This window comes from Solihabitans fulvus (genome assembly GCF_008386585.1).
GTDB lineage: Bacteria > Actinomycetota > Actinomycetes > Mycobacteriales > Pseudonocardiaceae > Solihabitans > Solihabitans fulvus.
Genome location: NZ_VUOB01000129.1, coordinates 1 through 19,562, shown reverse-complemented (window position 1 = coordinate 19,562; position 19,562 = coordinate 1). Strand labels below are relative to the sequence as shown.

Genomic DNA, 19,562 nt, shown 5'->3' with positions numbered 1-19,562 from the left:
CGCTGGCCATCGTGTGGTCCCGGCCTCTGCCGCAGGGGGCTGCGCCGTCCACGGTGACCGTCAGCCGCGACGCAGCTGGGCGCTGGTTCGTGTCGATGCTGTGCGAGGACACCCCTGTTCCGATGCCCGCCGCCACGGCAGTGGTGGGTATCGACGCCGGGATCACCAGCCTGGTGACCCTGTCCACCGGGGAGAAGATCACCAATCCTAGGCACGAACGCCAGGACCGGCGGCGCTTGGTCAAGGCCCAGTGTGCGCTGTCCCGCAAGGCCAAGGGCTCCCGCAACCGGGACAAGGCCCGGGTGATCCTCGCCCGCGTCCACGCGAGGATCGCCGACCGGCGCAGGGATTTTCTGCACCAGCTCACCACTCGACTCGTGCGTGAGAACCAAACGCTCGTGATCGAGGATCTGACCGTCCGCAACATGGTCCGCAATCACACGCTCGCCCGAGCCATCTCGGACGCGTCCTGGACCGAGATGCGGTCCATGCTGGAGTACAAGGCCGATTGGTATGGGCGGGATCTGGTCGTCGTCGATCGCTGGTTCCCGTCCTCGAAGTTGTGTTCGGCCTGCGGTGTCGTGCGGGTCGGGATGCCGTTGGGCGTCCGGACGTGGAGGTGTGGCTGCGGCGCGACCCTTGACCGGGACGTGAACGCGGCGGTCAACATTCGTGCCGCCGGGCTGGCGGTCCAAGCCTGTGGAGACGGTGTCAGACCTGCTCGTGCGCACGCACGAGCGGGCAGCGGTCGGTGAAACAGGAACCCTCCCGGGCGACCGGGAGAATCCCCGTCCTTCACGACGGGGAGTAGTCAAGATTGCCACCCTATAGAGCGCACAAATGCAACCTCCGGTGCGTTAAGTTCAGTACGACATCACACGCCGCCTCAACGCAACCGGAGTCTCCAGTGGATGCCGCAGAGCCGGGTTTCACCCGCCCCGGCGGACGCACGGCGCGCACCCGCGCAGCCGTCCTCGACGCCACGTACGCCGAACTCGTCGCGCGCGGCTACGCCGGCCTGACCGTGGAGAACGTGGCCGACCGGTCCGGTGTGCACAAGACCACCGTCTACCGCAGGTGGGGGAGCGTGGACGGGCTCGTGGCGGACGCGCTGAGCCTGGCCGCGGACACGTTCTGGCCGATCCCGGATACCGGCTCGATCGAACAGGACCTGCTCGCTGTCGCCCGCGAGGTGGTCGTCGGCTTCACCGACCCCGAACTGCGCGCCGCCCCGGCGGCCGTGATCGCGGCGTCCTTCCAGTCGCCGCGCGCGGCGACCGCGCTGCACGAGTTCCTGGTGGCAAGGCAGGAACAGGCCGCCGTCGTGGTGACCCGCGCTGTGGACCGAGGCGAGATCCCGGCCGGTGTCGACGGAGTCGAGGCGATCCGGGTGCTGTGCGCGCCGCTGTACTACCGGCTGTTCATCACCAGGGAGCCGGTGGACGACGGAACGGCCGTGCGCGCGGCGGCCGTCGCATTGGCCGCGCTGCGCGCCGGGGCCGTCTGAACGCCGCCGTCTGAAGGCCGGGAGCGTCAGCCGGGCAGTACCGCGCCGGTTCGCTTGACCGTGCGGATGACCAGCGCGGACGCGATCGAGCCAGCCGCGCCCGGCGTGCAGCGCAGCCGGATGGTTTACGCCGAGTAGCTGAGCCGTGTGCCGTCCAGTGCGCCGGATCATCGGCGAGGCGATCGGCCGGCCGCTGCGCTGGCAGGAGGTGTCCAGGGCGGAGGGCAGGGCGGAGCTGCTCGCCGACGGCGTCCCACTGTCCTTTGTGGATATTCTGCTGGACACCTACGCCGAGCTGGTCGTCGCGCAACCGCCTCCGGTGACCTCCATCAAGCTGGAGGTCACCGGCTCGCCGGCCAGGACGTTTCGCGAATGGGTCCTCGATCACGCCGAGAACTTCTGTCGATAGTGGCGGTATACTCGATGGTTTCAGTGTAGAACGAAATGAATGTTCAGGGCAACCGAGCAAGAGCATCCTGGATGGCGGCCTCGGGCAGATCGTGGTCGACGACCTCGCCGGCCAGGTACCTGCCGTAGGCGGGCAGGTCGAGGTGGGCGTGCCCGCACAGCGCCGTCAGGATCACCTTCTCCTCGCCGGTTTCCTTGCACCGCAGGGCTTCCCGGATGCAGGCGGCCAGCGCGTGGGTCGGCTCCGGGGCGGGCAGGATGCCCTCGGTGCGAGCGAAGCGGACGCCCGCCGCGAAGCACTCGGACTGCCCGATCGCCACCGCCTCGATCAGGCCGAGATGGTAGATGTGCGACAGCAGCGGCGACATCCCGTGGTAGCGCAGGCCGCCGGCGTGGATGGGGTCGGGAATGAAGTCGTGGCCGAGGGTGTGCATCTTCAACAGCGGCGTCAGGCCCGCCGTGTCGCCGAAGTCGTACGCGTAGACGCCCCTGGTCAGCGAGGGGCAGGCGGCCGGCTCGACCGCGCGGATCACAGGGGTGCCGCGGCCGGCGAGTTTTTCGCGGAGGAACGGGAAGGTCAGGCCGGCGAAGTTGGAGCCGCCGCCGGTGCAGCCGATGATCAGGTCCGGGCGGTCGCCGGCCAGCTCGAACTGCCGCAGCGCCTCCTCGCCGATCACGGTCTGGTGCAACAGCACGTGGTTGAGGACGCTGCCAAGCGCGTAGCGGGCGCCAGGGTCGGCGGCGGCGACCTCGACGGCCTCGCTGATGGCGATGCCGAGGCTGCCTGGGCTGTCCGGGTGGTCGGCGAGGACGGCGCGGCCAGCGGCGGTGCGGTCCGACGGGCTGGGGTGCACGGTGGCGCCGTAGGTCTCCATCATCAACCGCCGGTAGGGCTTCTGGTCGTAGGAGGCGCGCACCTGCCAGACCTCGCAGTCAAGGCCGAACACGGCGCCGGCGAACGCCAGGGCGCTGCCCCACTGGCCGGCCCCGGTCTCGGTGGTGAGCCTGGTGATGCCCTCCTGTGCGTTGTAGAACGCCTGGGGCACGGCGGTGTTGGGCTTGTGCGAGCCGGCCGGGCTGCCGCCCTCGTACTTGTAGTAGATGCGAGCCGGGGTGTTCAGCGCCGCTTCGAGCCGGTGCGCCCGGTACAGCGGGGACGGCCGCCACAGTCGGTAGACGTCCAGCACCTCGGCGGGGATGTCGATGTGGCGATCGGTGCTGACCTCCTGCTCGATGAGGGCTGCGGGGAACAGCGGGGCGAGGTCGGCCGGGGTGACGGGTTCGCGGGTGCCGGGGTGCAGCGGTGGCGGTGGGGGTTCGGGCAGGTCCGGCACGATGTTGTACCACTGGGTCGGCAGGTCGGACTCGTCGAGCAGGTACTTGGTGCGCCGCGTCATGGTGGCCTCCCTGGGTTTCGGTCAACCTAGGGGTGCTGCCACGGCAGGGACTATCGGCTGATCGTGGGGTCAGGGCGCGGTGGGGTGCAGGGTGGTGAGGTCGACGCCGAGTCGGGCGAACGGTTCCGTCGCGGTGTCGTTGATGCGGATCGCGCGGTGTTGGTCGCGGTCGAGCCAGCCCCTGTCGACGGCGTGGTCGAGCAGGGCGGCGGGGACGGCGCCGCTGAGGTGTTCGCGGCGTTCGGTCCAGTCGAGGCAGTCGCGCAGCAGGGGGCGGCGGTGTCCGGTGTCGGGCAGGTCGATGCCGAGGTCGCGGAGCGTGCGGTGGCCGGTGTCGGTGAGGGCCAGTCCCGAGGCGGTGTCGACGAGTCCGGTGTTGATGAGGCCGGTGCGGATGGCGACGCCGAGTGCGCCGGCGAGGTGGTCGTAGCAGGTGCGGGCGAGGGCGAGGCGGCGTGCCCTGACCGAGGAGCGCAGGCCGGTCGCCGGTTGGTGTTCGGCGTGTTCGGCGAGGCGTTCGATGAGTTCGGCGACGCGGGGGTCGTCGATGCGGACGTAGCGGTGTCGGCCCTGTTTGAGGGTGTTGACGAAGCCGGCGTCGGTGAGGACGCCGACGTGTTCGCTTGCGGTGGATGGCGCGATGCCGGCGGCCCTGCCGAGTTCGCCGACGGTCCAGGCGCGGCCGTCGATGAGGGCGAGGCACATGGTGGCCCTGCTCGGGTCGGCGAGGACGGCGGCGATGTCGGCGAGCCGGACGGTCTGCACGTCGTCGATGGTAGGCGTGCGATGTGTCGGTGGGGGCCGATGTGTCGGCGGGTGAGGCTGGCCGGCATGAGTGAGTCGTGTGTGATCGATCCGCCGGTGGTGTATCCGGGGACGCCGGTGGTGTTGGTGTCGAGCGTGAACGCGGACGGTTCGGCGAACCTGGCGCCGATGTCGTCGGCGTGGGTGGTCGGCCGGACTGCGGTGCTGGGGTTGGGCACGGAGGGGCAGACCTTCGCGAACCTGTCGCGGCGGGCGGACTGCGTGTTGAACTACGCGAGCGAGTCGTTGTGGCGGCAGGTGGAGCGGCTGGCGCCGTTGACGGGTGCGGATCCGGTGCCGGCGGGCAAGGCCGGGGTGTTCCGGACGGAGCGGGACAAGTTCGGGGCGGCGGGGTTGACGCCGGTGGCGGGCGAGGTGGTTGCGGCGCCTCGGGTTGCGGAGTGTCCGATCCAGGTTGAGGGCAGGGTGGTGTCGGCGCGGGTGTCGGCGGAGGAGGGCGTCGGGGTGGTGGAGGTGGCGGTGCTGCGGGTTCATGTGCACGAGGAGTTGGCGGAGGCGGATCTGCGTCATGTGCGGGTGGCCGGGTGGCGTCCGTTGTTGTACGTGTTCCGGCATTACGTGGGTGTCGGCGCGGAGTTGGGGCGGACGTTTCGGGCGACGACGGCGGCCTCGGTGCCGAGTTAGCGGTCGCGTGCGGGTTCGTCGGGGTGGGTCGGGTGGGAGTGGGCGGACGGCCCACGGGTCTGTGTCGAACGGGGGATTTGCGGTCTGTCGGGTATCTGTCCGTGTAACCCGGGTCCCTAGCTCTGTGAGGGGCGTCAGCGGCTGTCGCCCCGGTGTTTCGTTCGGTGGAGATGCCAGGCACGCCGGCCAAGACCCGCACGGGCGGCCGAGGAGGTTCGCCCGAGGCGGTGCCACTCCGCGTTGTTGCTGTTCCGCCGGGATCGGAACGCCGCGAACTGGAGTCGGGCTGTCCGGTGAAGGGGGTGGAGGGGGACGCCGTCGGAGGGGGACGCGGTTGGCATCGCGGTGGGCTCTCTTGGGCGGACGCACTCGTACTGCGGGTGGCGGGGAGGTGGCCTGGGGCTCGACGCCGTCTCCCCGCCGCTCAGTGGCGGTTCGGCTCGGTGGCGGTTCGGCTCGGTCGCTCGGGACGGCCGGGTTCGGCTCAGTCGCGTTGGGCGACGGGGTGCAGGTTGCCGTTCTGGTCGGTCTGGCAGCTGGCCTGTTGGTCGGTGGTGTTGAGGAACAGGCCGAGGCAGCGGCCGAACTGGGCGTGGCCGCGGTCGTTGGGGTGGAAGGACTCCTGGAGGGAGTGTCCGGCCCGCGCGGTGTCGGCGAGGCCTTGCCAGTCGACGGTGAGGCGGGTGAACCATTCGCTGTGGTCGTTGCCGCCGCCCGCGCAGGCTTCGTGTTTCGTGCCGGCGTGGGAGAGGTCGAGGTAGCGGGCGTTGACGCGGCGTGCCGCGGTGCGGATGCCGTCGGCGAGCTGTTCGACGCCTGTGTCGCGCACCCAGCTCAGGTCGGCGGTGCGCAGCGGGCAGCCGGCGAGGTTCTGGAGGTTCGCCGGCAGGTCGGGGCCGACGGGGGCGGCGTAGGACTGGGCGACCAGCGTGTAGGAGGAGTCGAGGTAGCCGGCCTCGCGCATGACCTTGCGGATGTCGCGCAGTGCTTTCTCGACCTTGGGGACCATGGTGTTGACCCGGCCGAGCCAGGTCTTGGCGAGTTGTGCCGCGCAGTCGTCGCGGTGGCCGAACCAGGCCTGGACGCAGGTGTTGAGGACGTCGGCGAAGTGTGGGTCGTCGTTGGCTCCGACGGCGACGACGACGGCTTGCACGCGGTAGTGGCCGGCGAGCTGGCCGAGCCTGCGGGCCTGGGAGCCCTCGGTGTTCTGGACGGCGTTGCCGAGTCCGACGTTCTCTGCCTTGGCTCCGGAGCAGGCGAGGTTGATGGTGGTGATGTCGCCGCCGAGGCCGGTCTCGTGCACGGCTGCCTTGGTCGACCGGTGGCACCAGTCGCCGTTTTCGCCGTTGGTGCCGGCCTCGTAGGATCCGGCGCCCTCGCCGGACATGGTGCTGTCGCCGAGGGCCACGACGGCGCGTGGCGCGTCGGGGCCTGGCCCGATGGGGGCTGGGAACGGGTGGTCGCTGACGATCGCCAGCACCGCCAGCACGGGGACCAGCAGCAGGATGGTCAGTGACCGACGTGGTAATGCCGGCATCGGCGTCGAGTCTACGTGGTGTGCGGCGGGTGGTTGGCGGGCGTGCCGGTCGGGCGCGCCCCACCCCCAGCGGGGCGCGCCCGACCGGCTGGGTCGGTCAGCTGCCCCTGACGGTGTGCTGGGCGAACGTCCGGTAGGCGGCGTCGAACTCGGCCATGGCCTGCTGTGTCAGGGATTGCGGGTCGCCGCCGTGCAGCGACTTCTGGAGCAGGGCGGTGCCGGCGGTGGCGTGGTTGGCGATGTCCTGGCGCCACGGGAGGCCGTAGGGCGTGAACTGTCTGGTCTGCGGGTCGAGGAAGCCGGCGACGGGTTGGCCGAGGGTGGTGTCGCCGAGTTGTCTTGCGGCGTCGAGGAGGGTGTTGAACGCCTGGAAGCGCAGTTGCCCTGCTGTGCCGGGGTCCGCGGTGACGGCGGCGGTGCTGAGCAGGGAGAAGCCGCCGGCCTCGTCGGAGCGGAACGTCGCGAGGGTCTGCTCGGGTGGCGGTTGGCCGGCGAAGACGGCCAGCCAGGCGTAGGGGCAGGCGCAGGGGTCGGGCAGGTCGGTGACGTAGGCCGGCAGGGAGGCGGGGTCGCAGATGCTGGGTCCGTCGCCGGCGAGGGTGCAGTAGGAGCCGCCGGGCGGCGGGTTGCCGGTGGTGGTCGTCGGTGGCACGGCCGCCGGCGCGACGGCCTCGGCGGCGGCTGCGGCGCTGGACGAGGGTGCGCCGGCGTGGAGGCCGACGGGCACACCCAGTATCGCGCTCGCGGCGACCGCGAGCGCGACAGCGAACTTCCGCATGGTGATGTCCCTTCTTCGTGAGTCCAGTGCCGTGCCCGGCCCGGCTGTCTCCAAGGTCTATCGGTCGATTCGTTGTCGGTTATGACTTTTCTTGCCAGACTGCTGCGGGGACTCGTGCCGGCAGGGGGGATCGGCGCATGGCGAGCGCGATTACTCGTGAGGGCGACTACCAGACGTTCGGCGAGCTGTTGCACTTTCTCCGACGGCGGGCCCGCTTGACGCAGCGGGAGCTCGGGTTGGCCGTCGGGTACAGCGAGGCGCAGATCTCCCGGCTGGAGCAGCACCATCGGTTACCGGATCCGACGACGGTGGTGGCGTTGTTCCTGCCGGCGTTGCGGTTGGGTGGCGAGCCGGCGTTGGCGCGGCGCCTGGTGGAGTTGGCGAAGCGGGCGCAGGGCGGTCGGCGGGGGCGGTCGGCGGAGGGCCGGTCGGCGCTGGACCTGGCGGAGATTCCGGTGCTGCCGCAGAACCTGGTGGTGCGCGCGGAGGTGTTGGCCGGGCTCGGCGAGCTGGTGGACGCGGAGCGGCGGGTGGTGGTGACCGGGTTGCCCGGGGTCGGGAAGACGACGGTGGTGGCGTCGCTGGCCAGGGCGCGGGTCGCGGTGCAGCCGGTGTGTTGGTTGACGTTGACCGGCGGTGTGACGGTGTCGGTGGACGCGGTGTTGCGGCGGTTGGCGGTGTTCCTGGTGCGGCACGGTCACGCCGGTCTCGGGTCGCTGGTGGCGGGTAGCGCGGAGCGGCCGGTGCCGTTGGACGAGCGGCTGCACCTGTTGGGGGCGGCGTTGGCGGCGCGGCGGGTGTTGGTGTGCTTGGACAACGCGCAGTTGTTGACCGGTGAGCCTGGCGTGCTCGACGCGCTCGGTCATCTGCTGGCGACGACGGCGACGGAGCTGTTGTTGACCAGTCGGGTCGACCTGCGGTTGCCGGGGACGGCCCGGTTCCGGTTGGCGGGTCTGCGGCCGGCGGAGGGTCTCGCGCTGATCGAGCGGTTCGGTGGGTTGCCGGCGCCGGTGGCGGGTGCGTTGGTGGATCGGACGGCGGGCAGTCCGATGCTGCTTCGGTTGGCGCTCGGGCAGATCCGGATCGGCGCGCACGATCCGGCCGCGTTCGTGGACCGATTGGACTGTCAGCTCGAACTGGTCGGGTATCTGGTGGACACGACGGTGGGTGAGCTGTCCGAGCCCGCGCGGCGGTTGTTGGGGCTGGTCGCGGTGTTTCGGGGCAGGGTGGATCTGTTCGATCCGGTGTTGGTGGAGTTGATCCAGCGCGGGGACGGGCCGTACGACCTGTTCGCGGGGATGACCGAGCTGCACCAGCGGCAGTTGGTCGACCAGCCGGCCGCCGTGTCGCTGCATCCGTTGGTGCGGGACAGGATGCGCGCGGAGCTGACGACGGACCCGGCGCGGTTGGCGCGGCTGCACGGGATCGCGGCGGCGTGGTGCGAGCGGGTGGCGTGCGACGCGGCCGAGGCGGCGTGGCATCACCTGCGGGCCGGCGATGTCGCGGCGGCCGCCCAGGTGTTGGTGGCACGGACCAGCGAGGTGATCGACGCCGGGGCGGCCGGGCTGTCTGTCGGGTTGTTGGACGAGATCCTTGCCGCGCAGGGGGATCCGGGTGTGCCGGCGTGGCGGTTGTTGGTGACGCGGGCGGACCTGTTGGCGCAGACCGATCGGGCGGCCGAGGCGGAGTCGTCGTATCGGCTGGCGTTGGCTGCCGCGCCGCCGGGGTCGGCGCGGCTCCAGGTGACGTGGCCGTTCGCGGAGCACCTGATGTTCCGGGGGCAGGTCGCCGAGCCGTTGGAGCTGGTGCGGGCGGTCGGCGCGGCGGGGGAGCAGCTGGACCGGGTGTTGGCTGGTCGGTTGGCGGCGGTGGAGTGCCGGGCGTTGTTGATGCTGTCGGAGTACGGCGAGGCGTTGCGGGTGGGTCGGGGGGCGTTGGAGCTGGTGGCGGGGGTTGCCGAGCCCGCTAGGGCGGTCGCGGAGATCGTGTCGCGGGTCGAGTCGACGATGGGCATCGCGTGTCGGCTGGCGGGGGACCGGGCTGCGGCGCTGGACCATCTCGACCGCGCGATCGGCAGCGCGCGGGCCGCCGGGCTGCGCACGCTGAGCGCGCGGGCGATGGTCAACCTCGGCGGCGTGCACGTGGACACGGGCGATCTGCGGTTGGCGCGTACCACCTACGCGGAGGCGTTGGCGCTGATGCGGGCGACCGGCGACTCGCACGGCATGGCCAGGGCGTTGCACTCGCTCGGCGTGGTGTGCCGGTATCAGGGCGATGTGGCGGGCGCGTTGCCGTTGTATGAGGAGTCGCTCGCGGTGAACCGGCGGATCGGTGACGCGGCCGCGGTGGGGGTGTCCGAGCGCAGCCTGGCGTTGGCACTGCTGTCGCTGGGGCGGGTGGCCGAGGCGGAGGAGGCGATGCTGCGGGCGTTGTCGCGGCTGTCGCCGACCGCCTACCGGTGGCGGTATGCGGAGGTGTTGGACGCGTTGGCGACGGTCCGGATGGTCGCCGACGGCGGGTTGACTGCGGCGGTGCGGGAACCGTTGGAGGAGGCGCGGGGCCTGGCGGAGGAGGGCGGGGGAGACCCGGAGCTGCTGGCGATGGTGGGGGTGCACACCGCGCTGGCAGAACTCGCGTCAGGGCACCGGGAGCGGGCCGAGGCGGCGTTGGCCGGGGTCGCCTCGGCGGACCTGCGTGACGTGCTGCCGTTGGAGGCGGCGTTCGTGCGGGGCGCGCTGGCCTCGGTCGGCAGGGACCCGGTCGGGGTGCGCGCGGCGGCGGACCGGATGGACGCGTTGGTCGCCGTGCACGGGTATCGGCTGTACGAGCCGGCGGCGCGGGCGTTGCGTGCGGCGGCGCGGCGACCGCCGCCGTGCGCGGGGCTGCCCAGGATGCTGTGGGTCGTGGTGGACGGCTGAGCGAATCGTCCGTGCGCCAGGGGCCGGAACGGCATCATGCAGGCATGACGATGGTGGCCGAGGGGGACGGGGCGGCGCGGGGTGTCGAGTCCGTGCTCGAACTGGCCGATGCGCGTTGGGACGAGGGCGATCGGTCGGGTGCCAGGCAGGTGCTGCGCGACGGGCTCGCGGCGACCGGACCGGACGTGCGGCTGCTGCTGAAGCTGGCGGCCGTCGAGTGGCGGGATGGCTTCGAGGACGAGTCGAGGGCGTTGCTGGCCGAGGCGTCCGCGCTGGACCCGGACGATCCTGGGGTCATCGCGGCGCGGGTGGACCGGCTGCGCGGGGAGCGGCGCTACCGCGAGGCGATGGCCCTGTGGGACGGGCTGCCGGAGGCGGCGCGGCGCGCCGACGGCGTCCGAACGGCGTTCGGCGAGCTGTACGCGGACATGGGTTGGCACGCGGTGGCGACCGCCGCGTTCGGGCCGGGCAGGGGGCTGGACCTGGCGGCGCGGTCGGTGTGGTTGCGGTCCTGGCTGCGCAGCGGCGGCCCGGTGGCGGCCCTGCGCCGGCGCGTGCTGCGGAGGGACAACGAGAGCAGGACCAACTGGCTGCGGTGGTCCCGAAGCAGCGATGGGCTGGACGGCCTTGCCGGGGTGTCGGCGGACGCGCTGGCGGTGATGTGCGTGGAGTTGGACGAGTACCTGCTCAGGTGGAGCGCGCGGACCGACTGGTCGTGGTCGGTGCGCACGGCGGTCAGGCAGGGAGCGTGGTGGGTGGCAGCGGTGGCGGCGTTGTTGGTGTTGATCGTCGACCGGCCGTTGGCCGGGCCGGGTCCGTTGTTGCTGGGGCGGCTGGTGTTCGGAGGGACGGTCGTGGTGGTCGCGGTCTCCATCGCGTCGTTGGGTGCGAGTGCCCTGTCGCGCCTGCGATCGTCGGGCGCGCGGCTGGTGGTCGGGGTGCTCGGCTGGTTGGCGGTGGCGGGCGGTGGCGGCTGGCTGCTGTTCCGGACGCCGCCGGTGTCGCCGTGGTCGCCGGGCACCGTCGGCCTGGTCGCCGTGCTGTCGGCGGTGTTGGCGGCGATGTCGCTCGCCGCCAACGGGCTGACCCGCTATCTGACCTATCGGGGCGTCGCGCGGATCAAGGAGGACCGGCCCCGCGCGGCGATCGTGGACAACCTGTTGGAGGTGCTGGCCGGGATGTCCAAGGAGCGCAACAGGAACGACCTCGCCGAGCGGTCCTGGTGGGTGTGGGCGCTGGAGGACGCGGCGGCGATGATGGAGCGGCGGCTGTGCCGGGTGTACCCGTTCCGCGATCCGACCACCGATGCCTGGGTCGTGGAACGGGCGGCCGGGGCCGCGACGGCGGTCCGCGAGCTGAAGCGGCTCATCGGCGCGTCCAGCGCCGAGGGGTGGACGCAGTTGACTGCCGCGCTGCGGCACGAGTTGACCGCGTTGGTCGCTGGCGACTTTGGCGCGTTGAAGTGGGCGCCGCCGCCCTCGCGCAGGGCACGCTGGGCCGAGCGCGGCAGGCTCGCCGCCAGGACCGTGCTGGGTGCGGCGTTGCCGATCGGCGGCGTGCTGGCGCTGCAACCGTTGCTGCGGCTGGATTCCGGCGTCTACGGCTGGGCGAAGGTGGTCAGCCTGGTCTGGGCCTTGCTCTATGTGCTGCTGACCTTGGATCCGACCGCGCGGGACAAGCTGGATGCGGTGCGCGGGGTGGCGGAGTCGATGTCCAAGGGCAAGCCTTAGGCCCTCTGGCCGCCGCGATGGTGCCGAGCGGCCGGAGTCACTCGCCTGGTGCGCTTCGGCCGGTTGTCAAGGGCCGAACAGGGCGTCCAGTCTGGCTTCCACGGCGGCCAGCGCCTGTTGCGCGGTGCACTGGCCGGCCAGGACGCCGAGGGTGAACCCGTTGACCAGGGCGAGCAGCACGTGGGCCTCCTCGGCGGCGTCGCAGGGTCGGCCTCCTCGGTTGATCTGCTCGACGAGGTAGGCGTGTCCCTGGCGGTGGCCGTCGCGGAGGTAGTCGGCGAACCTGGTGTCCACGGCGGCTCTGGTCAGGAAGGCGCAGCCGACGAAGGCCTCCAGTCGGCGCTCCTCGTCCAGCGGCAGCGTCTCGACCAGCGCGGCTCGGACCTGGTGCTTCGGGTCGTCCGGGTCGGCCAGCTCGGCGAACCGCTCGCCGATGCGTCGGCTCACCTGCTCGGTCATGCTGTCCAGCGCGAACAGCAGCATCTCGTCCTTGGTGCGGAAGTAGTGCTGCATCATGCCGACGGACACGCCGGCCTCGGCGGCGACGTGCCGCATGCTCGTGCCCTCCAGGCTCCTGGCCACCGTCACCCGCCACATCGCCTCCGCGATCTGTCGGCGGCGCATCGCCTGATCTTCCTGTCGTGACACGTTTTCTCCCTGTCGATCTCCGTTGTTCAGTACGATACAGACGTATTGGAACAGTGTGAAGGGGGTCGATCATGGGGGAGCGCGCGCTGGTGCTCGGTGGCGGCGGACGTACCGGTTTCGCCTGGGAAATAGGGGTTCTGGCCGGCCTGGCCGAGGCCGGGGTGGGGTTGGCCGACGCGGATCTGATCGTGGGCACGTCGGCCGGTGCGATGGCCGGTGTGCTGCTCACCGACGGCGCCGACCTTGAGCGCCACTACGCGGGGGAGCTGACGCCGGACGACGCGACCGGCCCGCCGCTGCCGGCCGGATTCGCGCTGCGCTGGGGGCTGACGCTGTTGCGACACCGTGATCCTCGGCGGTTCCGTGCTCGGGTGGGCGCGCTGGCGTTGGCCACGAACGCGGGCGAGGCGGCGGAGCGACGTGCCGAGGTCGCCGGGCGGCTTGGCGGCATCCGGCACTGGCCCCGGCGGCACCTGCTGATCACCGCCGTCGACGCCGACACGGGCGACCTCGCGCTGTTCGACGCCGACCGCAGGGTCGACCTGGTCGACGCGGTGGCCGCCAGCACCGCGGTGCCCGGTCTCCGGTCGCCCGTCACGATCGGCGGCCGGCGCTACATCGACGCCGGGGTGAGATCGGCCGCCAACGCGGATGTCGTTGCGGGACACCGGAGGGTCGTGGTGCTCGCGCCGATCGTCCAGGGATGGGGCCCGGTCTCCGGCGTCGCCGCCGAGGTCGACGCCCTGCGGCACGCCGCCGAGGTGGTCCTGGTCGCGCCGGGCCGGGCCGCGCGGCGCGCGCTGGGCCGCTCGGTCAACGAGCTCGGCGATCCGGCGCGGGGACCGGCTGCGGCGAGGGAAGGCCGCGCGCAGGCCGCGACCGTGGCCGAGCGGATCGCGGAGGTGTGGGGATGAGCGGTCCGGGATGCGAGACTGTTCGGTCGGCGTTGGTGTCCTAGTCGACGGTGCCGAGTATCAGTGCCGTAATAGCCGGTATGTGATGAAGATCCATTTCGTCTTGATCAAGAACGCCAGGTGTTGAAAAGTTGAACGGTGCGAGACGACAGGGACCACGTCGAGGTGGCCGACCGGGACATCCGACCTGCCGCCGTCGTGGGCGAACTGCTTGACCTGACACGGTTCCGGCAACTGGCCGGTACCCTCGGCGGGTATCCCTACGTCAAGCTGGTCGTCGACCGCGACGGTCCGACGATTCACTTCATCGACAGCGCCGACAATCCCCTGCACGTGCGGTACATCGCGGAGGAGATCCTCGGTGTGCCGACGACCGAGCTGATGCGCGACATCGACGCGTTCAACCACGACGTCCTGCACCGGCCCGACCGCCGCTTCTACCTCGGGCTGCTCGCCCTGCACGGCACCGCCGACGGCGACGTGCTCTCGCTGGAGACCGTCGAGGCCGACACCATGGACGCGGACCTGCTGCGGTACTTCTACGGCTACGTCCGCGACCACGTCGACGCCTCGGTGCCGCTCGTCCTCAAGCCGGCGAACCACCTCCAGGAACAGCAAATCGCGGACATCCCGCCGGCCGAACTGCCCCGCCTGCTCGCGCACGAACTGTTCTCCTCGGCCTCCTTCGTGCCGCTCAACCCCGGCGCGACGCGCGGCCGGCTGCGGGTCTTCCGATCCGAACGGGAGTACCGCGACACCGCGAACCCGGTGCGCTGGCACGACATCATCGTCATGCCGCGCGTGCCAGACGACATCCCGCGACTGTCCGGCATCATCAACGCCGAGCACACCACACCCCTGTCGCACACCAACATCCTCGCCACCGGCTGGGGCATCCCCAACGCCGTGCGCCTTGGCATCCTCGACCGGCCGGCCACCTCGCGCCTGGACGGCTCCTGGGTGGACTACCGCGTCGAGGCGAGCGGCGCGGACGTCCACCTGGAGCCCGCCGCCACACCAACGGACCTTGACGTGCGGCCGCCGTGGGCCGAGGAGCCGGTCACGCTGGCACCGCCCGAGGTCGCCGCCACGCCGATCGTCGCGCTGTCGGACCTGCGCGGCGACGCCCACTACCGCTTCGGCACCAAGGCGGCCAACCTCGGCGAGCTGTGCCACGTGCTCGCGCACGGCTCCTCGCGGTGGCTCGGCTTCTACCGCGTGCCGAGACCGCCGAGAGACAACCTGCTCGGCTACCTCGCCACCCAGCTCGGGGTCGCTGATCCTGCCGACACCGACGCGCTGTCCGCCGCGGCCGCGCGGCTGCTGGCCGAGCACACCGCCGTGCCGCGCGGCATCGCGCTGCCCTTCTCGCTACAGCAACGCTTCCTGGAGTCCTCGCCCGCCATCCAGCAGGCCATCGGCCGGCTCAAGATGGCGCTGGAGATCGGCGCCGTCGAGGTCGACCCGCTGTGTCGGGACCTCCAGCGGCTGATCACCACGACCCGGCTGCCCGAGGACATGCGCAGGATGATCGACGACGCGATCGTGACGCACCTGTCCGGCGTCGGCCGCTTCGTGGTGCGCAGCTCCTCCAACGCCGAGGACCTGGCCGGGTTCTCCGCCGCCGGCGTCTACGAGTCCCTGCGGCACGTCGGCACGGCGGACACCGTCGTCGACGCCGTCCGCGAGGTGTGGGCGTCGATGCTGTCCACCCGCAGCGTGCTGCTGCGCCAGCAGGCCGGCATCCCGCTCGCGGACAGCTACATGGGCGTGATCGTGCAGGAACAGGTGCCGGCTTCCGTCGGCGGCGTCCTGGTGACGTGCAATCCGTTGAACCGCAAGGACTTCCGCAACGTCTACGTCAACATGTCGGCGCGCTCGGTCACCGAGGTCGTCGAGGGCGGACACGCGCCGCTGCAACACCTCTACAACACCGTGGAGGGCGGCGGCCGGACCCTGTCGCTCGGGGCCGAGGAGACCGACGTGGACGCCGCCACGAAGGAGCGGCTGGGCCGCCTCGCGCTGATCGGCCGCCTGCTCCAGTCGCACTTCTCGCCCGACTACACCTACGCGACACCCGTGGACATCGAATGGGTCCTGGACGGCGACCGGTTCCAGCTGCTCCAGCTCCGCCCGTACCGGATGCCCGAGTGACACCGTCCACAGTGGACGGCACGCGGGTCGTCCGACTGTACAACGCGTTCCAGCTGTGCACCGGGCTGCTGTGGTGGCTGCCGATCTTCTACGTCTACCAACGCGACGCCGGCCTGTCCGACGAGCAGATCTTCCGCATCCAGGGCATCTACTACCTCGCGTTCTGCCTGCTGGACATCCCGACCGGGGCGCTGGCCGACCGCTTCGACTACCCGCGCTTCCTGCTCGGCGGCGGCGCGCTGCTGTTGCTGGCCAACCTGATCCCGGTGTGGTGGCCGTCCTACGGCGGGTTCCTCACCCATTTCCTGCTCATCGCGCTGGCCTACTCCCTGGTGTCCGGGGCGGGCAGCGCCTACCTGTACGAGTCGCTGCGGCGCTCGGGCCGCGTCGAGGCCTACCAGCGGGCCGAGGGATCCGCGCGCGCCTACACGCTGGTCGGCCGGGTGGTGTGCCTGCCGGTGGCCGGGCTGCTGATGCAGTGGCACCGGCCGGCGCCCTACCTGCTGTCCGCGGCCTGTTGCGCGATCGGCGTCCTGGTCGCGCTGCGGCTGCCCGCCCTGCCTGCCGACCCGGACGCGAGAACGGGCGGGACCCCGCCGCTGTCGGCGGCCCTGGCCGGCGCGTGGCGACAGCTGCGCGCCTCGCCGACGCTGGTGCTGCTGATGGTCCAGGGCGTCGGGATCTTCACCCTCGTGCGGATCTGCCAGGCCAACCTCTACCAGCCGATCCTGGCCGCGAAACACCTGCCGCTGGCGGGATACGGCGTGCTGATGGCGGCCACCACGCTCGTCGAGGTCGCCGGCGCCGCCCGCTCGTCGCTGGCGCGCAGGATCGGCGACCTGCGCGCCGTCCTGGCGCTCACCGTGGTCATGGCGGCCAGCCTCGCGCTGGTGGTGCCGGCCGGGCTGGCCGGCACGGTCCTCGCGCTGTGCGTGTTCGCGTTCGCCTCGGGCATGGCGTTTCCCGTGCAGCGCACCCTGGTCAACAGCGCCATCTCGCACGCCGCCCACCGGGCGACGCTGCTGTCGGTGGAGTCGCTGGTGGACCGGTTGGTCTGCGCCCTGGTCGTGCTCCTGCTCGGCGACTACCTGGCCAGGGGAGCGATGAACGCGTTCCTGGTGCACCTCGCCGTCGTCACGGCCGCGGCCATGGCCGTGCTCGCCGTCCTGCTTCGCCTCGCGCGCCGCCGCCGGGCGACCGTTCTGGAGGAAATCGCACGGTGACAAGGATTCTGTACGTCTACGCCAGGGGCGGCGCGCCGCTGGAACACGCGTTCCCCAGGATCGCGGCGCTGGGCGAACTGCACGTGCTCGCCCTGACGCCCCTGCCGACCGCGGCCGCCGAGCAGTGGCGCGACTCCTGCGCGAGCGTCACGGTGCTGCCCGAGACACCGCACGGCGACGCGCTCGTGCAGGCCGTCGTCGCGCACGCCGACACCTTCGGCGCCGACGCGGTGCTCACGCTGTCGGAGTTCGCGGTGCTGGCCGTGGCGCGCGCCGCCGACAAGCTCGGTCTGCGCGGCGCTGGCCCCAACGTGGTGCTGGCGCGGGACAAACGCCTCATGCGCGAGGCGTGGGCCGCCGCAGGCGTGCCGGTGCCCGGGTTCCGCCGCGTGGACGGCAGGGCCGACCTGCGTGCCGCCGTCGCGGACCTGCACCTGCCGGTGCTGCTCAAACCGGCCTGGGGCGCGGGTTCCATCGGACAGGCCGTGCTGCGGTCCGACGCCGACGTCGACCCGGTGTGGTCGGCGATCGACGCCGCGCTGGACCGGGGCGGCGAGATCGGGATGACCGAGCTGTACGAGCCCGGCGCGGACCGCACGCTGCTGGTCGAGGAGATCGTGCGCGGCTCGACCGAGGGCTGGTACGACCGGCCGGGCTACGCCGACTACGTGAGCGTCGAGGGCATCGTCGCCGACGGCGTGCACCATGCGCTGGGCGTGACCGCGCGGCTGCCGCCGATCCCGCCGTTCAACGAGGTCGGCAGCACCGCGCCCTGCGTCGTGCCGGTGGACCTGCAACGCCGCGTCGAGGACGTGGCGCGTCGGGCCGTCGACGCGCTGGGGCTGCGCACCTGCGGCACGCACACCGAGCTGAAGCTGTGCGCCGACGGCCGGATCGTCGTCATCGAGACGGCCGCGCGGTTCGGCGGCGTGCTGATCACCAGGGAGATCGAGGAGGTCTTCGGCCTCGACCCGATCGAGCTGCTGGTGCGGGAACTGCTCGGCCACCGCGTCGACTACCCGCCCGCGATGCTCGTCGACGGCTGCCGAGCCGCCGCGTCGCTGGTGCTGACCCCGGCCGACGCGGCCGGAAACCCGTGGCGCAGCAGGCCGATCTGGGCGCCGGACGCCGTGGACTGGGCGGCGATGCTGTCGCCGGGCAGCACCATCGAACCCGTTCGGTCCGCCGCGACACCGCCGGGCCGGCCCGTGCCGGCGTTCGACCCGGCAGGCGGCGCCGCGAACTGGCTCGGCGTCTACCTGATCACCGCCGTCGACCCGGACACCCTGCTGCGCGACTGCAACGCCGTGCTCGACGGGCTTGAGTCCGCGCTCCCCACTGATTGACGGAAGGTCGGCTTCGATGCGTGTGCTGTTCGCCGGTGTGCCAGCGGTCGGCCACCTGTTCCCGATGGTCCCGCTCGCCAGGGCGCTGGCCAGCCACGGCCACGAGGTCGCCGTGGCCGCCATGGACGGCGGCGAGGTGATCCGCCGCGCCGGACTGCCGTACCTGGCCGTCGCGCCGGGCGTCGCCTGGCGCGACGAGGTCCGGGCGGCCGGCGCGCGGCGGCCCGAGCTGATGGCCCGCGTGCTGGCCAGCAACTCGGCGGACCGCGAGGCCGTCATGCCGATCGCCGCCCAGGTCAGCGCCGCGGTCGCCGACGCGACCGTCGCGGTGGCCGCCGCGTGGCGGCCGGACCTGGTGGTCTACGAATACCAGTTCCCTGCCGCGCTGCTGGCCGCCACCGCCCTCGGCGTGCCGGCGGTGCAACACGACCTCGGCTTCGTGCGCACCCCGAGGCTGCGCGAGCTGATGCTCGCGGAGCTGGCCGACGCGTTCGCGCGGCACGGCGTGCGCGCCCCGCACGACGACGTGCCGACCATCGACATCGCGCCGCCGAGCATGACCGGCGGGCACCGCTACGGCTGGTCGGTGCGGCCCGTGCCCTACAACGGCGACGACCCCCTGCCCGCCGCCCTGGCCCACCCACCCGACCGGCCGAGGGTGGCCGTCACGCTCGGCACCGTCGCGCCAAGGCTGGACGGCCTGACGCGGCTGGGGCGCGTGGTGGCGGCCGCGGCGGACCTCGACGCGGAGTTCGTGTTGGCCATGGGAGACCTCGACATCAGCTCGCTCGGCGCGCTGCCGCCGAACGTTCACGCGCACGGCTGGCTGCCCTGGGACGCGCTGCTGGGCACCTGCGCCGCCGCGATCCACCACGGCGGCTGCGGCACCACCTTCGGCGCGCTGGCACGCGGCATCCCTCAGCTGCTGCTGCCCGACGGCTCCGACCGTTTCATCAGCGCGGCCGCCGTCGGTGAGCGCGGCGCGGGACTGGCCGCCACGGCCGAGGACATCGACGCGGCGCTGCTGACCAGGCTGCTCACCGACGAGGACGTCGCCGGGGCCGCGCGCGAGGTCCGCGCGGAGATCGCCGCGATGCCGCACCCGTCCTCGCTGCTGCCGGACCTGGTCGCTCTCGCCCGTTGAGACGACCGCCGGCGGTCGGCGCGGATCTTGGACAGCGCCGTCCCGGCGGGCAAGGATCGCTGATACGCGCGGAGGCGAACCGGGCCGCCGCGACCGACGGAGGAGGCCGCAGGTGGAGTTGGGTGTCAACGGGCTCAACGCGAAGGCGACGCTCGGCCCGGCCCAGACGGCTCGGCTGGCCAGGCTGGCCGAGGAACTGGGCTACCGCTCGTGGTGGGCTGGCGACCACGTGGTGCTGCCCAGCCCGCGCACGCCGGACTCGCCGATGGAGGCGACCGACCCGATCCTCGACCCGCTCGTGCACCTCGCCTACGTCGCGGCCGTCACTGAGCGGCTCGAACTCGGCACCGGCATCGTCATCCTGCCGCAGCGAAACCGTTACCTGAAGTGTGAGTGAAGGTGAGTCCAC

General features: G+C 72.0%; 17 protein-coding genes. 12 read left to right on the top strand and 5 right to left on the bottom strand.

What is annotated here, in order from left to right:
* From F0L68_RS40590 to F0L68_RS40580, 3 genes are all read left to right on the top strand, one after another.
* On the top strand, window positions 1-755 hold a 755-nt coding region (locus F0L68_RS40590), incomplete at its 5' end, for an RNA-guided endonuclease InsQ/TnpB family protein (protein ID WP_149855245.1).
* Window positions 756-907: 152 nt separating this feature from the next.
* Window positions 908-1,507 carry a TetR/AcrR family transcriptional regulator gene (locus tag F0L68_RS40585; protein ID WP_149855244.1) on the top strand — a complete coding sequence of 200 codons (600 nt, stop codon included), beginning with the start codon at window positions 908-910 and terminating at the stop codon, window positions 1,505-1,507.
* A gap of 145 nt (window positions 1,508-1,652) precedes the next feature.
* Window positions 1,653-1,916, top strand: a complete 264-nt coding sequence (locus F0L68_RS40580) for a Rossmann-fold NAD(P)-binding domain-containing protein (protein ID WP_149855243.1) — start codon at window positions 1,653-1,655, stop codon at window positions 1,914-1,916.
* Between the two features lie 43 nt (window positions 1,917-1,959).
* Here the strand turns inward: F0L68_RS40580 and F0L68_RS40575 are convergent, their stop codons facing one another.
* Together F0L68_RS40575 and F0L68_RS40570 are read right to left on the bottom strand one after the other, a co-directional pair.
* Window positions 1,960-3,312, bottom strand: a complete 1,353-nt coding sequence (locus F0L68_RS40575; RefSeq protein WP_149855242.1) for a TrpB-like pyridoxal phosphate-dependent enzyme — start codon at window positions 3,310-3,312, stop codon at window positions 1,960-1,962.
* 69 nt (window positions 3,313-3,381) lie between these two features.
* A complete protein-coding gene (locus F0L68_RS40570; protein ID WP_149855241.1) occupies window positions 3,382-4,077 on the bottom strand; it encodes an ArsR/SmtB family transcription factor in 696 nt (231 codons plus the stop codon).
* 66 nt (window positions 4,078-4,143) lie between these two features.
* On the opposite strand from F0L68_RS40570, the gene F0L68_RS40565 reads away from it, so the two are divergent.
* Window positions 4,144-4,761 carry a flavin reductase family protein gene (locus F0L68_RS40565; RefSeq protein WP_188317111.1) on the top strand — a complete coding sequence of 206 codons (618 nt, stop codon included), beginning with the start codon at window positions 4,144-4,146 and terminating at the stop codon, window positions 4,759-4,761.
* Between the two features lie 484 nt (window positions 4,762-5,245).
* On the opposite strand, the gene F0L68_RS40560 is transcribed toward F0L68_RS40565, so the two are convergent.
* Window positions 5,246-6,298 (bottom strand): GDSL-type esterase/lipase family protein, encoded by a 1,053-nt coding sequence (locus F0L68_RS40560; protein WP_149855239.1) that lies wholly within the window; start codon window positions 6,296-6,298, stop codon window positions 5,246-5,248.
* A 97-nt stretch (window positions 6,299-6,395) separates the two neighbouring features.
* Complete coding sequence (locus F0L68_RS40555; protein ID WP_149855238.1) at window positions 6,396-7,076, bottom strand: hypothetical protein; 681 nt, start codon at window positions 7,074-7,076, stop codon at window positions 6,396-6,398.
* A 137-nt stretch (window positions 7,077-7,213) separates the two neighbouring features.
* On the opposite strand from F0L68_RS40555, the gene F0L68_RS44725 reads away from it, so the two are divergent.
* Entirely contained in the window at window positions 7,214-9,994 is a 2,781-nt protein-coding gene (locus F0L68_RS44725; protein WP_149855237.1) for a tetratricopeptide repeat protein, read from the top strand.
* 44 nt (window positions 9,995-10,038) lie between these two features.
* Complete coding sequence (locus tag F0L68_RS44720) at window positions 10,039-11,724, top strand: tetratricopeptide repeat protein (protein WP_149855236.1); 1,686 nt, start codon at window positions 10,039-10,041, stop codon at window positions 11,722-11,724.
* A 66-nt stretch (window positions 11,725-11,790) separates the two neighbouring features.
* Here F0L68_RS44720 and F0L68_RS40540 read toward each other — a convergent pair whose 3' ends face one another.
* Window positions 11,791-12,372: a TetR/AcrR family transcriptional regulator gene (locus F0L68_RS40540; RefSeq protein ID WP_149855235.1), complete on the bottom strand. Its 582-nt coding sequence runs from the start codon at window positions 12,370-12,372 to the stop codon at window positions 11,791-11,793.
* Between the two features lie 71 nt (window positions 12,373-12,443).
* Between F0L68_RS40540 and F0L68_RS40535 the strand changes: the two genes are divergently transcribed.
* The 6 genes from F0L68_RS40535 (at window position 12,444) to F0L68_RS40510 (ending at window position 19,550) form a co-directional block, all read left to right on the top strand.
* A complete protein-coding gene (locus tag F0L68_RS40535; RefSeq protein WP_149855234.1) occupies window positions 12,444-13,286 on the top strand; it encodes a patatin-like phospholipase family protein in 843 nt (280 codons plus the stop codon).
* Window positions 13,287-13,424: 138 nt separating this feature from the next.
* Window positions 13,425-15,440: a PEP/pyruvate-binding domain-containing protein gene (locus F0L68_RS40530; protein ID WP_223199586.1), complete on the top strand. Its 2,016-nt coding sequence runs from the start codon at window positions 13,425-13,427 to the stop codon at window positions 15,438-15,440.
* Window positions 15,437-16,663 carry an MFS transporter gene (locus F0L68_RS40525; protein ID WP_223199585.1) on the top strand — a complete coding sequence of 409 codons (1,227 nt, stop codon included), beginning with the start codon at window positions 15,437-15,439 and terminating at the stop codon, window positions 16,661-16,663. The genes F0L68_RS40530 and F0L68_RS40525 overlap by 4 nt, the downstream gene beginning before the upstream one ends.
* Window positions 16,660-18,009, top strand: a complete 1,350-nt coding sequence (locus F0L68_RS40520; RefSeq protein WP_149855232.1) for an ATP-grasp domain-containing protein — start codon at window positions 16,660-16,662, stop codon at window positions 18,007-18,009. The genes F0L68_RS40525 and F0L68_RS40520 overlap by 4 nt, the downstream gene beginning before the upstream one ends.
* Before the next feature lie 16 nt (window positions 18,010-18,025).
* Entirely contained in the window at window positions 18,026-19,153 is a 1,128-nt protein-coding gene (locus tag F0L68_RS40515; RefSeq protein ID WP_149855231.1) for a nucleotide disphospho-sugar-binding domain-containing protein, read from the top strand.
* A 112-nt stretch (window positions 19,154-19,265) separates the two neighbouring features.
* Window positions 19,266-19,550: an LLM class flavin-dependent oxidoreductase gene (locus F0L68_RS40510; RefSeq protein WP_223199584.1), complete on the top strand. Its 285-nt coding sequence runs from the start codon at window positions 19,266-19,268 to the stop codon at window positions 19,548-19,550.
* Window positions 19,551-19,562 lie beyond the last annotated feature (12 nt).